This window comes from Streptomyces sp. NBC_00019 (assembly GCF_045041015.1).
GTDB lineage: Bacteria > Actinomycetota > Actinomycetes > Streptomycetales > Streptomycetaceae > Streptomyces.
The window spans coordinates 7,593,727-7,609,654 of record NZ_CP108302.1; the positions used below are offsets into that span (position 1 = coordinate 7,593,727).

Genomic DNA, 15,928 nt, shown 5'->3' on the forward strand with positions numbered 1-15,928 from the left:
AGAGTTGGCGGTGGACAACGCCCTCGCCCTGCAGCGAGGCGAAGACGTCGAGGGCAGGGACACGGTCGCCACGATCCCGGTCCGCCTCGTCACCAAAGGCAGCGCCGACGCCGCCCCGCTCCACTGCGAACCCGAGATCGACCGAGGTCCCGCCCCTACGACGCCACGGGCAGACCCGAGGCCTTCCACGCCTGGAACCCGCCCACCAGATCCGTGGCCCGGCGCAGCCCCAGCCGATGCAGTGACTCGACCGCCAGGCTGGAGGCGTAACCCTCGTTGCAGATCACCACGACGCGCAGATCGTGACTCGTGGCCTCGGGGGCGCGATGGCTGCCCCGAGGGTCGAGGCGCCACTCCAGCTCGTTGCGCTCGACGACGAGGGCGCCGGGAACCAGTCCGTCCCGTTCGCGCAGGGCGGCGTAGCGGATGTCGACCAGCAGCGCCTCCCCGCGCCGGGCGGCGTCGTACGCCTCCCGGGCCTCGATCCGCTCGTAGCCCTCGCGGACCCGCTCCAGCAACTCGTCGATGCCGACCGGGAGTTCGCCCGAGCCGTCACGAAGGCCGCCCACCCGCTGCTCCTCCCGCGTGCCCGAGCCGCTCACTGCCAGTCCTCCGGGCGCTCCACGTGCTCCAGGCGCAGCACCTGTCCGGTGCGGCTGTAGCGGCGGATCTGCGGCAGGGGCGGGTAGTAGGCGTGGACGGAGATCGCGTGCTCGGCGGTGGATTCGTTGAGCACCTCGTGGACGTGGTGCTGTCCGAAGGAGCGCCCCTTGCCGGCCACGAGCCGCCGCTCCCGGTCGATGTCCGCGGTGAGTTCCAGGGTTTGCCAGCCGTCCGCGGGGAGCCGGGCGGTGAGCGAGTTCTCCTTGAGCTCACCGGAGGCCGTGACAAAGGCGCCGACGGACTCGGCGTGGTCGTGCCAGCCGGTGCCCGTACCGGGCGGCCAGCCGATCAGCCAGGCCTCGCTGCTGCCGGGCCCCTCCAGGCGCACCCAGGTGCGGCCCTCGGGGTCGAGCGGGAGCGAGGAGATCAGCTCGGCGTCGGCGGCGGTCCGCCGTACGAAATCGAGGAGTTCCGCCTGCGTCGGCGTGGAAACGGCGGACACAGAAGGGGAGACAGACACGGGCACCGTCCTGATGAGCGTTCGCGGGAAGCGCGCGGCAGCACCGAAGCGGCGCGCGCTGGAAAAGAGAGAGGCGAATTCAGCAGGACACGCGACACACGCAGCCCGCATAGCGGACGAGGTCCATATGGACCCTCCGCCACAGGCGCACACAGGTGTCGGTCACGATCCGGAGTACACCATGACGGTGCAGACCGGTCAACTCACTGTCACGATGTGGACCTCACGGTGACGGTGCGTACGGCAGTCACGGACTGTATGGCTCGGCCCGTGACCTCGGGCCGAGCCTTCCGCACCATTCGGACTCGACCCCGCGACGACCGCGGCCCGAGCCGTCCGGTACCGACGGCGCGAGCCGGATTCCGCTCCCGTACGAGCTCCCCGGCGCCGTCAGCGCGCCCCCGCTCCCGCCTCCGCCTCCGTCTTCGCCGGCCCGCCCAGCGTCGCCTCGGCGGCCGCGTACAGGTCGGCCGGCCGCACGCCGTTCAGCGCGGTCACCAGGTGACCGTCGGGCCGTACCAGCAGCACCGTGTGGGCCGCCGCGCCCGGATAGCTCTCCGCGACCAGCAGCTCGGCCGGATGCGGCAGCGCCGTCACCGCGGCCGCGAGGCGGGGCATGAGCCCGGCACCCACCCAGTGCTTGCGCTCCCACACCCCGGTGCCCGGCGCGATCAGCACCACGAGCAGCGCCCCACGCCCGAGCCGGTCCCGCAGTCCTACGAAGGAACCGTCCTCGGCGGTGACCCGGACATCGGCGACCGGCGCCCCCGGCGCGGTGTCCACCAGGACCTCCGCCTCCAGATGCCGCGGCGCGAGCGGCGAGGTGGCGTACGCCCCCGGCGCACCGAGCGCCCCGCGCCCCAGGTGACCGTCAGTGAGCAGCGCATCGTGGCCCCGCGCGGAACCCGGGACGACGGCCCGCAGCCCTCCGCCGCCGCGCACCAGCGGCAGGGCCTGGTCGGCGGCGCGCAGTCGGGCGGCGACGACCGCGCGCCGCTCGGCCTGGTAGCTGTCGAGCAGCGCCTCGTGCGGCCCGTGATGCCAGGCCAGGGCCAGCTTCCAGGCGAGGTTGTCGGCGTCCCTGAGCCCCTCGTCGAGCCCCTGCGTGCCGAGCGCGCCGAGCAGATGCGCCGCGTCCCCGGCGAGGAACACCCGCCCGACCCGCCAGCGGCGCGCGAGACGGTGGTGCACGGTGTGCACGCCGGTGTCGAGGAGTTCGTACGGCGGTGTCGGGCCGCCCGTCCAGCCGGCGAGGGTCTCCCGGACGCGGGCCACCAGGAGCTCGGGTGTGACCAGCTCCTTGCCGGGCGGCAGCAGCCAGTCGAGGCGCCAGGCGCCGTCCGGGAGGGGCCGTCCGGTGACCTCCCCGGCCGAGGGTCCGGACGTCCGCCACGGAGGCATCCGATGGAGCAACGCCTCGTCCTCCCACGGAAGTTCCGTGCGCAGCGCGGCGACGGCGTGGCGTTCCACCGCCGTACGGCCGGGAAAACGGATGTCGAGGAGTTTGCGGACCGTCGAGCGGGGGCCGTCGCAGCCGACCAGGTAACTGCCGCGCCACCACGTGCCCTTGGGGCCGCGGGTGTGGGCGGTGACGCCGGAGGGCTCCTGCTCGACGGTGTCGAGACGGCTGTCCACGGAGACCTTGACCAGCCGCTCCTCGGCGCAGGCCTCGCGCAGGGCGCCGGTCAGCACATGCTGGGCGATGTGCAGCGGTGCCGGCTCGACGTCGTCGAAAGTGACCTCGCGCATCACCTGCTTGCGGCGCAACGACCGCCATCCGGCCCAGCGGCAGCCGGCCTCGGAGAGCGGGACGCCGGTCAGGCGCTCCATCAGGGCGGCGGTGTCCTCGCGCAGGACGACGGTGCGGGCGGGACGCGGTTCGTCCTTGCCGGGACCCTCGTCGAGGACCACGGACGGCACGTCCTGACGGGCCAGCGCAAGGGCGAGCGTGAGCCCGACAGGCCCCGCTCCGACGATGATCACCGGGTCCACGACGCGGCGCCCCCTGCCCGCGAGGGTGTCCCGAGAGACGTATGTGAACAGGAGGTTGGAGCAGGGTGCGCGATCACAGAACGTATGCAACCCATTGCCGGTGCTTGCGTCAAGTGACGGAGGCAGTGGCGATCATGCCACTGCCTCCGCACTGGTCACGGCGGTGTGCCCGTGTCCTTCAAGTGACTTGACTGTTCATCAGATCATCAAGGTCCGATGGAAAGGATCATCAAGGTTTCTTGGTGAAGGTGAAGCCACCTGGGCCACCGCCCTCACCACCGGTCCCGAAGGTGCCGCCGATCCCGGCGGGGTTCATCTCCTCCATGTCCTCGGCACCGAGAACCGCGCCCGTGCTCTTCTTGCTGCGCCGCAGCCGCTTCTCCAGCCAGCTTGCGAAGCTGGTGAGGAGGAAGTTCAGGACGATGAAGATGATCGCGACGACGATGAAGCTGGGGATGACGTTGGCGTAGTTGGCCGCCAGCGTCTGGCGCGAGTTGAGGAGCTCGGTGAAGTTGAGCATCACGCCGCCCAGGGCGGTGTCCTTCACGATGACGACGAGCTGGCTGACGATGGCCGGCAGCATCGCGGTGACGGCCTGCGGCAGCAGGATGCTGGACATCGTCTGGCCCTTGCGCAGGCCGACCGCGTAGGCCGCTTCCGTCTGGCCCTTGGGCAGGGAGAGGATGCCGGCCCGGACGATCTCGGCGAGGACGGAGGCGTTGTAGAGCACCAGGCCGGTGACGACCGCGTACAGCGGCCGCTGCTCGCTGCTGATGTCCGTGGAGCGGACGTAGAGCTCGTTGGCGAACAGCATCAGCAGCAGCACCGGGATGGCCCGGAAGAACTCCACCACGGTTCCGGCCACACCACGCACCCAGCGGTGGTCGGAGAGGCGGGCGATGCCGAAGACCGCGCCCAGCGGGAGGGCGATCACCATGGCGAGGGCCGCGGCCTTCAGGGTGTTGGCGAGTCCTGGCAACAGATATGTCGTCCAGGCCTGTTCGGTGGTGAATGGCTCCCAGAGGTCCCAGTCGAGCTGGTTCTTGTCGTCCATGACCTGCCAGACCCACCACAGGAGGAGGGCGAGCAGGAGGAAGAAGACCACCGAGATGAGGACGTTGCGCCGTTTGGCGCGGGGTCCGGGGGTGTCGTACAGAACGGAGCTCATCGCTTCACCGCCAGTCGCTTGCTCAGCCATCCGAGGAAGAGGCCGGTCGGCAGGGTCAGGACGACGAATCCGAGGGCGAAGACGGCGCCGATGGCGAGCGTCTGGGCTTCGTTCTCGATCATCGTCTTCATCAGTGCGGCGGCCTCGGCCACGCCGATCGCGGCCGCCACGGTCGTGTTCTTGGTGAGGGCGATCAGTACGTTGGCCAGCGGGCCGATGACCGCACGGAAGGCCTGCGGCAGCACGATGAGCCGCAGGACCTGGCTGAAGTTCAGCCCGATGGCGCGTGCCGCCTCGGCCTGCCCCACGGGGACGGTGTTGATACCGGAGCGGATCGCCTCGCAGACGAAGGCCGCCGTGTAGACGATGAAGCCGAGGATCGCCAGCCGGAAGCCCTGGACGGCGAAGTCCTTGGAGCCCATGGTCACGCCGAAGGTGTCGGCGAGGCCGAGCGACGTGAAGACGATGATGACCGTCAGGGGGGTGTTCCGGACGATGTTCACGTAGGCGGTGCCGAACCCGCGCATCAGCGGGACCGGGCTGACCCGCATCGCGGCCAGCAGGGTGCCCCAGATCAGGGAGCCGAGGGCGGAGATGGCGGTGAGTTTCACCGTCATCCAGAACGCCGCTAGGACGTCGTAACCATCAAGAAAGTCGAACACGATCTCCCGCGCTTCCGGGTGTCTGGGGTACGTGGAGGGGCGCGGCGCGCCGCCGCCCTGATCGCGGCGGGCGGCGGCGCGCCAGTGGATCCCGGTGTTACTTGACGATCACGCCGATCTTCGGGGCGGGCTCGTTCTTGTAGTCGGCCGGGCCGAAGTTGTCCTGGACCGCCTTGTCCCAGGCCTTGTCGGCGACCATCTTCTCGAGGGCCTTGTTGATCTTGTCCACGGTCGCGGTGTCACCCTTCTTCACACCGATGCCGTAGTTCTCGTTGCTCAGCTTGAGGCCGGCGAGCTTGAACTTGCCCTTGTACTGCTCCTGCGCGGCGAAGCCCGCGAGGATCGAGTCGTCCGTGGTGAGCGCGTCCACGGTGCCGCTCTGCAGACCTGAGATGCACTCGGAGTAGCCGCTGACCGTCTTCAGGTTGGCCTTCGGGGCGAAGTCGTCCTTGACGTTCTGCGCCGACGTGGAGCCGGTCACCGAACACAGGTTCTTGCCGTTGAGGTCGGTGGCCTCGGTGATGTCCGAGTCCGACTTGACCAGCAGGTCCTGGTGGGCCAGCAGGTACGGGCCGGCGAAGTCGACCTTCTGCTTGCGCTCGTCGTTGATCGAGTAGGTGGCGGCGATGAACTTGACGTCACCACGGGCGAGCGCGTTCTCACGGTCGGCGCTCTTCGTCTCCACGAACTCGATCTGGTCCGGCTTGTAGCCAAGTTCCTTGGCCACGTACGTCGCGACGTCCACGTCGAAGCCGGAGAAGGAACCGTCGGGCTCCTTGAGGCCCAGACCGGGCTGGTCGTACTTGATGCCGATCTTGATCTTGCCGCCGCCGCTGGAGCCCGAGTCGGTGCTGTCGCTGTCGCCGTCGTCCCCACCGCACGCGGTCGCGGTCAGGGAGAGGACCAGCGCAGCGGCGGCCGCGGCGGTGACCTTGCGGAGCTTCATGGTGAACATCCTTTGTGTGATGAGAGATGCGAGCCGTCGAGGCGGGTGACGCGGTCGTGACGCGCTGTCAGTGGTGCAGGATCTTGGACAGGAAGTCCTTGGCGCGGTCGCTGCGCGGGGCGCTGAAGAACTGGTCCGGCACAGCCTCCTCGACGATGCGACCGTCCGCCATGAACACCACCCGGTTCGCGGCCGAACGGGCGAATCCCATCTCGTGGGTGACGACGATCATGGTCATGCCGTCCCGGGCGAGCTGCTGCATGACCTCGAGGACCTCGTTGATCATCTCGGGGTCGAGCGCCGAGGTGGGCTCGTCGAAGAGCATGACCTTGGGGTCCATGGCCAGGGCACGGGCGATGGCGACACGCTGCTGCTGGCCGCCGGAGAGCTGTGCGGGGTACTTGTCCGCCTGGCTCGTCACGCCTACCCGGTCGAGCAGGGCGCGGGCTTTCTCCTCGGCCTTCTTCTTGTCCGCCTTGCGGACCTTGATCTGGCCGAGCATCACGTTCTCGAGCACGGTCTTGTGCGCGAAGAGGTTGAAGGACTGGAAGACCATCCCGACGTCGGCGCGCAGCCGGGCCAGCTCCTTGCCCTCCGCGGGCAGGGGCTTGCCGTCGATGGCGATCGTGCCGGAGTCGATCGTCTCCAGGCGGTTGATGGTTCGGCACAGCGTGGACTTCCCGGACCCGGAGGGTCCGATGACCACGACGACCTCGCCGCGGGCGATCGTGAGATCGATGTCCTGGAGAACATGCAACGCGCCAAAGTGCTTGTTGACGCTCTTCAGGACGACCAGTTCGCCGGTCGCGGCCACATCTTCCTTGGCCACCGATACTTCGGTCATCGCTATCGGGCTCCGTCCTCCTCGGTTTCGGAGGACAGTAGTGACCCCATGCGACCTGCGTCATTACCTTTGAGGGGAATCTGAGCATCACGATCCGATAGCAACCGGACACGTGTCGTAGCAGTTATGAGCAGGGCGCATATCGGCCGGGTAACGGAAGCGGCTCGCAACCGGAACCCACTTGACGTCGTCCTCTTCCATCGGCGTGACTTCACAAGGTGCACGCGCGCGTGTGCACGCGTTTTTGTACACACCTGAATCGTACTTTTGCCTCATTTAGATCGTACGGCCGATGAACCGAAGGAGGCCCGGATGAGACTGCTCCTCGTAGAGGACGACAATCACGTCGCCGCCGCTCTGTCCGCGGTTCTGGCGCGGCACGGTTTCGACGTCACCCACGCGCGCAGTGGCGAGGAAGCCCTTCAGGCACTCGTCCCGGAAGGCGCCGGCTTCGGAGTCGTCCTCCTCGACCTGGGCCTTCCGGACCAGGACGGATACGAGGTCTGCGGCAAGATCCGCAAGCGCACCAGCACCCCGGTGATCATGGTCACCGCCCGCTCCGACGTCCGTTCCCGCATCCACGGCCTCAACCTCGGCGCGGACGACTACGTGGTGAAGCCGTACGACACCGGAGAGCTGCTCGCCCGGATCCACGCCGTCAGCCGTCGCACCGCCCACGAGGACCCCGCCGCCGAAGCCGAGGCCGCGTTGCACCTCGGCCCGGTCCGTATCGAGCTGCCGACCCGTCAGGTCAGTGTGGACGGTTCGGTCGTCCAACTGACCCGCAAGGAGTTCGACTTGCTCGCCCTGCTGGCCCAGCGCCCCGGAGTCGTCTTCCGCCGGGAGCAGATCATCAGCGAGGTGTGGCGCACCAGTTGGGAGGGGACCGGGCGCACTCTGGAGGTCCACGTCGCCTCCCTGCGCGCCAAGCTGCGCATGCCGGCCCTCATCGAGACCGTACGCGGCGTCGGCTACCGGCTCGTCGCCCCGTCCTCGTAGCGGGCCCGGGTGCGCACACGACTCCTCCCGCTGCTGATCGTCCTGATGGCGGCCGTGCTGCTGGCGCTGGGCATCCCGCTCGGCTTCAGCGTGGCCGCGGCCCAGCAGCAGAAAGTGGTCGTCGACCGGATCGACGACACCGCGCACTTCGCGGCCCTCGCCCAGTACGTCACCGGCGAGGGCGGCGAGCGCCAGAAGACGCTGCAGAGCGAACTCGACAGCTACTACGAGGTCTACCGCATCCGCGTCGGCGTCTTCTACCAGAACAAGAACATCATGGCCAACGCTCCCATGACCTTGTTCATCCCCGAGGCGGGCGAGGTGCGGACCGCGTTCGACGAGGCGCTGCTCAGCCGGCGCAGCGAGGATCCACCGCAGGTCTTTCCCTGGCAACAGGGGCGGCTCGTGGTCGCCTCCCCGGTCATCCGGGACGGTGACGTCATCGCGGTCGTCGTCACCGACTCGCCCACGGGGGAGATGCGTTCGCGCATTCTGCACGGCTGGCTGGTCATCGGCGCGGGCCTGATGGCCGCGATGCTGGTGGCCGTCGGCGCCGCCCTGCGGCTGACCGGATGGGTCCTCAGGCCGGTGCGTGTCCTCGACGCCACCACGCACGCCATCGCGAGCGGCCGCCTGAAGTCCAGGGTCGCGGCCGCCGGCGGACCGCCGGAACTCCAGCGCCTGGCCCTGTCGTTCAACGAGATGGCGGACAACGTCGAGGACGTCCTGGAGCAGCAGCGCGCCTTCGTCGCCGACGCCTCGCACCAGCTGCGCAACCCCCTCGCCGCGCTGTTGCTGCGCATCGAACTGCTCGCCTTCGAACTCCCGGAGGGCAACAAGGAGATCGCCTCGGTCCAGACGGAGGGCAAGCGTCTCGCCCAGGTCCTGGACGACCTGCTGGACCTGGCCCTGGCCGAGCACACGGACGCGCATCTGCGCATCACCGACATCGGCGCGCTGGCCGCCGAGCGCGTGGCGGCCTGGGCGCCGACCGCCGAGGTCAAGGGCGTACGCCTGGTGGGTGACTGCCCGCCCACCACTGGCTGGGCCGACCCGGTCACCCTGTCCAGCGCGCTGGACGCGGTCATCGACAACGCGGTCAAGTTCACGCCCGAGGACGAATGCGTCGAGGTGACGGTCTCCTCCAACGGCGAGACGGCGACCGTCGTCGTCACCGACAACGGTCCCGGTCTGACCGCCGAGGAACTCGCCCGCATCGGCGACCGCTTCTGGCGCAGCAACCGCCACCAGAACATCAAGGGCTCAGGCCTCGGTCTGTCCATCTCGCGGACCTTGCTGCACGCGGGCGGCGGCACGATCTCGTACGACCATCACGAACCGCACGGCCTGAAGGTGACGGTGACGGTGCCCCGCAGCGCCGCTACGGCTTGACGGAGCGGTAGTAGCGCCGTGCGCCCTCGTGCAGCGGCAGCGGGGAGGTGTAGATGGCGGTGCGCAGGTCGACCAGCTGTGCGGAGTGCACCTTGCCGCCGATGTAGTCCCGGCTGCGGATCACGGTCCGGGTCAGCCACTCGGTGAGTCGCGGGTCCAGGTCCTCGCGGGTGATCAGCAGGTTGGACACGGCGATCGTCGGCACGGCGTACGCGTCCTGGCCGTCGTAGGCCGCCTCCGGGATGTTGGTGGGCCGGTAGTAGCGGTTGGCGGCGCTCTGGGTGTGGAGTTTGGCGACGAAGTCGGCCTTGATCGGGACGAACTTGAACGAGGACGTCTCGGCGAGCGCCTTCAGTCCGTTCGTCGGCAGTCCGCCCGACCAGAAGAACGCGTCGATGGTGTGCCCGAGCTGGTCGACGTCCTTGATGCCGTACGAGAACGGCTTGATGTCCTTGGCCGGGTCGATGCCCTCCGCATTGAGCACCCGGGTGGCGATCAGCCGCACGCCCGACGTCTGCAGCCCTATGGCGACCCGCTTGCCCTTCAGGTCGGCCACGGAGTCGATGTCCGAGTTCCGCGGGACGACGAGCTGTACGTAGTCGTCGTACAGGCGGGCGACACCGCGCAGTCGGGCGGCCTCGACCGGATGGTCGATCGCGAACGACTCCACCGCGTCGGCCGCCGCGATGGCGAAGTCGGCCTCGCCGGACGCCACGCGCGCGACGTTGTCCTGCGACCCGTCGCTGGTCTCCAGGTCCACCTTGAGGTCCGGCATGTCCTTGGCGAACTCGTCGCTCAGGTCCTTGCCGTACTCCTCGTACACCCCGCCGCGCGAGCCGGTGGCGAAGGAGATCGTCCCGCCCGGCGGCTCCTCGCCCGGCAGCAGCCACCACAGCAGCAGCCCGAAGACCACGAAACCGGCGGCCGCACCCTGCAGCGCCCGGCTCCTGCTCATACGGGGGAACACCTTGGACATGCGCGCGATCCTGCCAGCAGGGACGCGGTGCTGACCAGGGCAGGGGTCACAGGGGGCGTCCGTGGGGGTCGCCGGGCGGGGCGGACGGGTGGCGTGAGGTCGGCGGTGGCCGTCGACCGTGATCGGTGGTGGTGGGCGGAGTGCCGGTGACGTAGGGCGAGGCCGGTGAAAGCCGTCAGGGTCGGCAGAGCCCGCCGGACTGTCAGTGGTGATCGATAGAGTCGCCGTATGAGCTCATCGCCCGCCGACCTGGTCCGTCAGTTCCACCTTGCCTTCGGGCTGGACGCCCGCAGTACGCCGACCGCGGTGTCCCCCGAGCTGGCCGCCCACCGCGGCGAGCTGCTCGCGGAAGAGGCCGCCGAGGTGGCCGAGGTGGCCGTCGAGGGCCCGCTCGACCGGCTGGCGCACGAACTCGCCGACGTGGTCTACATCGCCTATGGCACGGCCCTCGTCCATGGCATCGACCTCGACGCGGTGATCGCCGAGATCCACCGTTCCAACATGACCAAGCTGGGTCCCGACGGCCATGTCGCCCGCCGGGCCGACGGCAAGGTCCTCAAGGGTGAGCACTACGAGGCACCGGATGTGTCGGGCGTGCTGCGGAGACAAGGGTGGGCGCCGGAGGGGGTTGCCTGAGAGGCCGGGGGCAGGGGCGGGGCGGGGGCTTGTCGGGCGGATGGGGCTGATGCCATGCACCCGACAGGGGGCTGATGTCATGCGCCCAACGCCGTACCTCAGTCCGCCACCGATGCCTCCGCCACCGTCGACGCGTCCTCCCGAACCGTCCGACGCTCCTCGGAGCGTCGTGTCCACCAGGACACCAGCGGCTCGGTGTAGCGCGCGGTCAGTGGGCCCAGGACGACCAGGATCAGGACGTACGCCGTGGCCAGCGGGCCCAGCGACGGTTCGATGCCGGCGCTCACCGCGAGGCCGGCGATGACGATCGAGAACTCGCCGCGAGCGACCAGTGCGCCGCCCGTACGCCAGCGGCCCTTGACGGAGATCCCCGCCCGCCGGGCGGCCCAGTAGCCCGTGGCGATCTTCGTCGCCGCGGTGAGCACGGCCAGCGCCAGGGCAGGCAGCAGTACGGGCGGGATGCTCGCCGGGTCGGTGTGCAGCCCGAAGAAGACGAAGAACACGGCGGCGAACAGGTCCCGCAGCGGGCTCAGCAGCGTGTGCGCCCCCTCCGCGACCTCCCCGGACAGCGCGATGCCGACCAGGAAGGCGCCGACCGCCGCCGACACCTGCAGCTGCTGGGCCACGCCCGCGACCAGGATCGTCAGCCCCAGCACCACGAGGAGCAGCTTCTCCGGATCGTCGCTCGACACGAACCGCGAGATCAGCCGCCCGTAGCGCACCGCCACGAACAGCACCAGCCCCGCCGCGCCCAGCGCGATCGCCAGCGTCACGCTCCCGGCCAGCAGTCCGGCTCCGGCCACCAGCGCGGTGACGATGGGCAGGTAGACCGCCATCGCCAGGTCCTCCAGGACCAGCACGCTGAGGATCACCGGCGTCTCCCGGTTGCCCACCCGGCCCAGATCGCCGAGCACCTTCGCTATGACACCGGACGACGAGATCCAGGTGACGCCCGCGAGGACCACGGCGGCCACCAGGCCCCAGCCCAGCAGCAGCGCGGTCGCCGCACCCGGTACGGCGTTCAGCGCACAGTCGACCAGCCCGGACGGGTAGTGCGCCTTGAGGTTGGTGACGAGATCGCCCGCCGAGTACTCCAGGCCGAGCATCAACAGCAGCAGGATGACGCCGATCTCGGCGCCGATGGAGACGAACTCCTCGCTCGCGCCCAGCGGCAGCAGCCCGCCCTCCCCGAAGGCGAGACCGGCGAGGAGGTAGAGCGGGATGGGGGAGAGCCGGAACCTGGCGGCGAACCGGCCGAGCAGGCCGAGGCCGAGAATGATGGAACCGAACTCGATGAGCAGGACCGCGGAGTGCACCCGTTCACTCCCGCCCGAGTATCGCCGCGGCGGCGTCGACGCCCTCACGCGTACCGACGACGATCAGCGTGTCCCCGCCCACCAGCCGGAAGTCCGGCGCCGGCGAGGGAATCGCCTCGGCCCGGCGCAGCACCGCCACGATGGACGCGCCCGTGTCGGTGCGCATCCGGGTCTCGCCCAGCACCCGCCCGTTCCAGCGTGAGGTCGCGGCCACCTCGATCCGCTCGGCGACCAGCCCCAGATCCGTGGTGTAGAGCAGGCTCGCGCTGTGGTGGGACGGCATCAGCGCGTCGATCAGCGAGCCCGCCTCCGCACCGGTCAGCCGCAGCGACTGGGCACAGGAGTCGGGGTCGTCGGTCCGGTACAGGCTCACCGTCCGGGCACCGTCGCGGTGCGCCACCACGGACAGATGGCGGTGTTCGCGCGTCACGAGGTCGTACTGGACCCCGATCCCCGGCAGCGGCGTCGCCCTCAGGCGCGGTGCAGACACGTTTCTCCTCTTGTGCTGAGCCTATGTACCAAGCGTGATCGTGGGTGCCGAGTCCGCATGCTGCCATCGGCCCGTACCGTGGCGACATGGGTGTTGCCACGGATATGCGCGACCGGCGCCGGGCGGCGAAGCTGGTCACGGAAGGGCCATGCGACAGGGGCGAGGAAGGCGAGAACACGCACGTGTCACTGTTCTGGCGCATCTTCTCGCTCAACGCCGCCGGCCTGGTCGTGGCCGCCGCGCTGCTGCTGGGCCCGGTCACCGTGTCGACCCCGATCAGACAGGCCGAGGCACTGGTCGTCCTCGTCGGCCTCGCCCTGCTGCTGGTCGCCAACGCCCTGGTCCTGAGGGTGGGCCTCGCCCCGCTCAAGCGGCTCGGCCGGGCCATGTCCACCGCTGACCTGCTGCGGCCCGGCGCCCGTGCCGACGTCGCCGGTCCCGCCGAAGCGGCCGAGCTCATCACGACGTACAACACGATGCTCGACCGGCTGGAGGCCGAGCGCGCCGCCGGGGCGGGCCGTGCGCTGTCCGCGCAGGAGCGGGAGCGCCACCGGATCGCGCGTGAGCTGCACGACGAGGTCGGCCAGACACTGACCGCGGTCCTCCTCCAGCTCAAGAGGGTCGCCGACCGGGCCCCCGAGGGGCTGCGCGAGGAGGTGGCCCAGGCCCAGGAGGCCACGCGCGCGGGGCTCGACGAGATCCGTTTCATCGCCCGTCGGCTGCGCCCCGGTGTCCTGGAGGAACTCGGCCTGGCCAGCGCGCTGCGCTCGCTCGCCGGTGAGTTCAGCGCCCACGGTCTGACCGTGCGCCACCACGTCCCCGGCGGACTGCCGCCCCTGACCGAGGAATCGGAACTCGTGCTCTACCGGGTGGCCCAGGAGGGCCTCACCAACACCGCCCGGCACGCCGCCGCCGCCCACGCCGAGGTCCGCCTCCAGCAGATCGACGGCGGTGTCGAGCTGCTCGTCCGCGACAACGGCAGGGGCCTGGGCGAGGCCACGGAAGGGGCGGGCATACGGGGCATGCGCGAGCGGGCGCTGCTGATAGGAGCGGAGCTCACGCTCGCCGGGGCGCCCGGCGGGGGCACGGACGTGCGCCTGCGCGTCGGAGGGCGCCGATGACTCCCCACACCCCCCGCACCCCGGTCCGCGTGCTGCTCGCCGACGACCACACCCTCGTACGACGCGGAGTCCGCCTCATCCTCGACGGCGAGGACGATCTCACGGTCGTCGCCGAGGCCGGTGACGGGGCGGAGGCCGTCGAGCTGGCACGCGCGCGTGACGTCGATCTGGCCGTCCTGGACATCGCCATGCCCCGGATGACAGGCCTCCAGGCGGCCCGCGAGCTCTCCCGCCGCCTGCCCGACCTGCGCATTCTCATCCTGACCATGTACGACAACGAGCAGTACTTCTTCGAGGCCCTCAAAGCCGGGGCCAGCGGCTACGTCCTCAAGTCCGTCGCCGACCGCGATCTGGTCGAGGCGTGCCGGGCGGCCGTCCGCGACCGGCCGTTCGTCTACCCGGGCGCCGAACGCGCCCTCGTCCGCTCCTACCTGGACCGTCTCCACCGCGGCGACTCCCTGCCCGAGCGGGCCGTCACCGAACGCGAGGAGGAGATCCTCAAGCTCGTCGCCGAGGGGCACACGTCCAAGGAGATCGGCGAGATGCTGTTCATCAGCGCGAAGACGGTCGAACGCCACCGTGCGAACCTGCTGCAGAAGCTGGGCATGAGGGATCGCCTGGAACTCACGCGGTACGCGATACGGGCCGGGCTGATAGAGCCCTGAGACCCCGGTTGTCCACAGGGCGACCGAAGCCGCTGCCGGCACCGCCTACCCTTGTCACATGAGCAGCATCGACCGGAGCCAGGCAGTGGACGTCTCCTCTTCCAAGACCTACGAAGTGCGCACCTACGGGTGCCAGATGAACGTCCACGATTCCGAGCGATTGTCCGGGCTGCTCGAAGACGCCGGTTACGTGAAGGCGCCGGAGGGTTCCGACGGCGACGCGGACGTCGTCGTCTTCAACACCTGCGCGGTGCGGGAGAACGCCGACAACAGGCTGTACGGCAACCTCGGCCGCCTCGCCCCCATGAAGACCAAGCGCCCCGGCATGCAGATCGCGGTCGGCGGCTGCCTGGCGCAGAAGGACCGCGACACCATCGTGAAGAAGGCGCCTTGGGTGGACGTCGTCTTCGGCACGCACAACATCGGTAAGCTGCCCGTCCTGCTGGAACGCGCGCGCGTCCAGGAGGAGGCGCAGGTCGAGATCGCCGAGTCCCTCGAGGCGTTCCCGTCCACGCTGCCCACCCGGCGCGAGAGCGCGTACGCGGCGTGGGTGTCGATCTCCGTCGGCTGCAACAACACCTGCACCTTCTGCATCGTCCCGGCGCTGCGCGGCAAGGAGAAGGACCGCCGTACCGGCGACATCCTCGCCGAGATCGAGGCTCTGGTCGGCGAGGGCGTCTCCGAGATCACGCTGCTCGGGCAGAACGTCAACGCGTACGGCTCCGACATCGGCGACCGCGAGGCGTTCAGCAAGCTGCTGCGGGCCTGCGGGAAGATCGAGGGCCTGGAGCGCGTCCGCTTCACGTCCCCGCACCCGCGCGACTTCACCGACGACGTGATCGCGGCCATGGCCGAGACGCCGAACGTGATGCCGCAGCTCCACATGCCGATGCAGTCCGGCTCGGACACGATCCTGAAGGCGATGCGCCGCTCGTACCGGCAGGAGCGTTTCCTCGGGATCATCGAGAAGGTGCGTGCCGCCATGCCGGACGCCGCGATCTCGACCGACATCATCGTGGGCTTCCCCGGCGAGACCGAGGAGGACTTCGAGCAGACCATGCACGCGGTCCGCGAGGCCCGCTTCACGAACGCCTTCACCTTCCAGTACTCCAAGCGCCCCGGAACCCCCGCGGCGACCATGGACGGGCAGATCCCCAAGGAGGTCGTGCAGGCGCGCTACGAGCGTCTCGTCGCCCTCCAGGAGGAGATCTCCTGGGAGGAGAACAAGAAGCAGGTCGGCCGCACCCTCGACCTCATGGTCGCCGAGGGCGAGGGCCGCAAGGACGGCACCACCCACCGCCTCTCCGGCCGTGCCCCCGACAACCGCCTCGTCCACTTCACCAAGCCGGACGACGAGGTCCGCCCCGGCGACGTCGTCACGGTCGAGATCACTTACGCCGCCCCGCACCACCTCCTTGCCGAGGGCGAGGTCCTGAAGGTCCGCCGCACGCGCGCGGGCGACGCCTGGGAGAAGCGGAACGCCGCCGAGGCGGCGAAGCCGGCGGGCGTGCTGCTGGGGCTGCCGAAGATCGGCGTTCCGGAACCGCTGCCCGCGGTCACCGGAGGCTGCGCCGTCGACTGACCGGATCGGACGGGGG

Annotated in this window: 17 protein-coding genes; 6 read left to right on the forward strand and 11 right to left on the reverse strand. The window is 69.8% G+C overall.

What is annotated here, in order from left to right:
* Nucleotides 1-155 precede the first annotated feature (155 nt).
* The 8 genes from OHU89_RS35835 to OHU89_RS35870 form a co-directional block, all read right to left on the reverse strand.
* Nucleotides 156-569 carry a rhodanese-like domain-containing protein gene (locus OHU89_RS35835; RefSeq protein ID WP_405649112.1) on the reverse strand — a complete coding sequence of 138 codons (414 nt, stop codon included), beginning with the start codon at nt 567-569 and terminating at the stop codon, nt 156-158.
* Nucleotides 570-598: 29 nt separating this feature from the next.
* Nucleotides 599-1,123 carry a cysteine dioxygenase gene (locus OHU89_RS35840; protein WP_405649113.1) on the reverse strand — a complete coding sequence of 175 codons (525 nt, stop codon included), beginning with the start codon at nt 1,121-1,123 and terminating at the stop codon, nt 599-601.
* Between the two features lie 79 nt (nt 1,124-1,202).
* Complete coding sequence (locus OHU89_RS35845) at nt 1,203-1,289, reverse strand: putative leader peptide (RefSeq protein WP_365397949.1); 87 nt, start codon at nt 1,287-1,289, stop codon at nt 1,203-1,205.
* Nucleotides 1,290-1,513: 224 nt separating this feature from the next.
* Nucleotides 1,514-3,115, reverse strand: a complete 1,602-nt coding sequence (locus tag OHU89_RS35850; RefSeq protein WP_405649114.1) for an FAD-dependent monooxygenase — start codon at nt 3,113-3,115, stop codon at nt 1,514-1,516.
* A gap of 229 nt (nt 3,116-3,344) precedes the next feature.
* The gene (locus OHU89_RS35855) at nt 3,345-4,283 is read right to left on the reverse strand and encodes an amino acid ABC transporter permease (protein WP_405649115.1); all 939 of its coding nucleotides are present in this window, start codon (nt 4,281-4,283) and stop codon (nt 3,345-3,347) included.
* Nucleotides 4,280-4,945: an amino acid ABC transporter permease gene (locus tag OHU89_RS35860; protein WP_405649116.1), complete on the reverse strand. Its 666-nt coding sequence runs from the start codon at nt 4,943-4,945 to the stop codon at nt 4,280-4,282. Before OHU89_RS35860 ends, OHU89_RS35855 begins: the two co-directional genes overlap by 4 nt.
* Before the next feature lie 97 nt (nt 4,946-5,042).
* On the reverse strand, nt 5,043-5,891 hold the full coding sequence (locus OHU89_RS35865) for a glutamate ABC transporter substrate-binding protein (protein WP_405649117.1): 849 nt from the start codon (nt 5,889-5,891) through the stop codon (nt 5,043-5,045).
* A 67-nt stretch (nt 5,892-5,958) separates the two neighbouring features.
* Nucleotides 5,959-6,735, reverse strand: a complete 777-nt coding sequence (locus OHU89_RS35870) for an amino acid ABC transporter ATP-binding protein (protein WP_365397837.1) — start codon at nt 6,733-6,735, stop codon at nt 5,959-5,961.
* 312 nt (nt 6,736-7,047) lie between these two features.
* On the opposite strand from OHU89_RS35870, the gene OHU89_RS35875 reads away from it, so the two are divergent.
* Nucleotides 7,048-7,734: a response regulator transcription factor gene (locus OHU89_RS35875; RefSeq protein WP_046257015.1), complete on the forward strand. Its 687-nt coding sequence runs from the start codon at nt 7,048-7,050 to the stop codon at nt 7,732-7,734.
* Nucleotides 7,735-7,743: 9 nt separating this feature from the next.
* Nucleotides 7,744-9,126, forward strand: a complete 1,383-nt coding sequence (locus tag OHU89_RS35880) for an ATP-binding protein (protein WP_405649118.1) — start codon at nt 7,744-7,746, stop codon at nt 9,124-9,126.
* Here the strand turns inward: OHU89_RS35880 and OHU89_RS35885 are convergent.
* Nucleotides 9,116-10,102 (reverse strand): TAXI family TRAP transporter solute-binding subunit, encoded by a 987-nt coding sequence (locus OHU89_RS35885; protein WP_405649119.1) that lies wholly within the window; start codon nt 10,100-10,102, stop codon nt 9,116-9,118. The genes OHU89_RS35880 and OHU89_RS35885 overlap by 11 nt on opposite strands.
* Before the next feature lie 228 nt (nt 10,103-10,330).
* On the opposite strand from OHU89_RS35885, the gene OHU89_RS35890 reads away from it, so the two are divergent.
* The gene (locus OHU89_RS35890) at nt 10,331-10,738 is read left to right on the forward strand and encodes a MazG nucleotide pyrophosphohydrolase domain-containing protein (RefSeq protein ID WP_266887224.1); all 408 of its coding nucleotides are present in this window, start codon (nt 10,331-10,333) and stop codon (nt 10,736-10,738) included.
* 98 nt (nt 10,739-10,836) lie between these two features.
* On the opposite strand, the gene OHU89_RS35895 is transcribed toward OHU89_RS35890, so the two are convergent.
* Nucleotides 10,837-12,054 (reverse strand): cation:proton antiporter, encoded by a 1,218-nt coding sequence (locus tag OHU89_RS35895; RefSeq protein WP_405649120.1) that lies wholly within the window; start codon nt 12,052-12,054, stop codon nt 10,837-10,839.
* Between the two features lie 4 nt (nt 12,055-12,058).
* Entirely contained in the window at nt 12,059-12,544 is a 486-nt protein-coding gene (locus tag OHU89_RS35900) for a cation:proton antiporter regulatory subunit (protein WP_405649121.1), read from the reverse strand.
* Between the two features lie 86 nt (nt 12,545-12,630).
* Between OHU89_RS35900 and OHU89_RS35905 the strand changes: the two genes are divergently transcribed.
* From OHU89_RS35905 to miaB, 3 genes are read left to right on the forward strand one after another with little or no spacing between them, the layout of a single operon-like run.
* Nucleotides 12,631-13,665, forward strand: coding sequence for a sensor histidine kinase (locus tag OHU89_RS35905; RefSeq protein ID WP_405649122.1), 1,035 nt, complete (start codon nt 12,631-12,633; stop codon nt 13,663-13,665).
* Nucleotides 13,662-14,330: a response regulator transcription factor gene (locus OHU89_RS35910; RefSeq protein WP_266821352.1), complete on the forward strand. Its 669-nt coding sequence runs from the start codon at nt 13,662-13,664 to the stop codon at nt 14,328-14,330. Before OHU89_RS35905 ends, OHU89_RS35910 begins: the two co-directional genes overlap by 4 nt.
* A 58-nt stretch (nt 14,331-14,388) precedes the next feature.
* A complete protein-coding gene (gene miaB, locus OHU89_RS35915; RefSeq protein ID WP_307025073.1) occupies nt 14,389-15,912 on the forward strand; it encodes a tRNA (N6-isopentenyl adenosine(37)-C2)-methylthiotransferase MiaB in 1,524 nt (507 codons plus the stop codon).
* Nucleotides 15,913-15,928: the final 16 nt, after the last annotated feature.

What these genes read in the sequence shown, in the direction of transcription:
- OHU89_RS35855 (WP_405649115.1), bottom strand. Translation starts at nt 4,283, where the DNA reads ATGAGCTCCGTTCTGTACGACACCCCCGGACCCCGCGCCAAACGGCGC.
- OHU89_RS35865 (WP_405649117.1), bottom strand. Translation starts at nt 5,891, where the DNA reads ATGAAGCTCCGCAAGGTCACCGCCGCGGCCGCCGCTGCGCTGGTCCTC.
- OHU89_RS35870 (WP_365397837.1), bottom strand. Translation starts at nt 6,735, where the DNA reads ATGACCGAAGTATCGGTGGCCAAGGAAGATGTGGCCGCGACCGGCGAA.
- OHU89_RS35875 (WP_046257015.1), top strand. Translation starts at nt 7,048, where the DNA reads ATGAGACTGCTCCTCGTAGAGGACGACAATCACGTCGCCGCCGCTCTG.
- OHU89_RS35885 (WP_405649119.1), bottom strand. Translation starts at nt 10,102, where the DNA reads ATGTCCAAGGTGTTCCCCCGTATGAGCAGGAGCCGGGCGCTGCAGGGT.
- OHU89_RS35890 (WP_266887224.1), top strand. Translation starts at nt 10,331, where the DNA reads ATGAGCTCATCGCCCGCCGACCTGGTCCGTCAGTTCCACCTTGCCTTC.
- OHU89_RS35905 (WP_405649122.1), top strand. Translation starts at nt 12,631, where the DNA reads ATGGGTGTTGCCACGGATATGCGCGACCGGCGCCGGGCGGCGAAGCTG.
- OHU89_RS35910 (WP_266821352.1), top strand. Translation starts at nt 13,662, where the DNA reads ATGACTCCCCACACCCCCCGCACCCCGGTCCGCGTGCTGCTCGCCGAC.
- miaB (WP_307025073.1), top strand. Translation starts at nt 14,389, where the DNA reads ATGAGCAGCATCGACCGGAGCCAGGCAGTGGACGTCTCCTCTTCCAAG.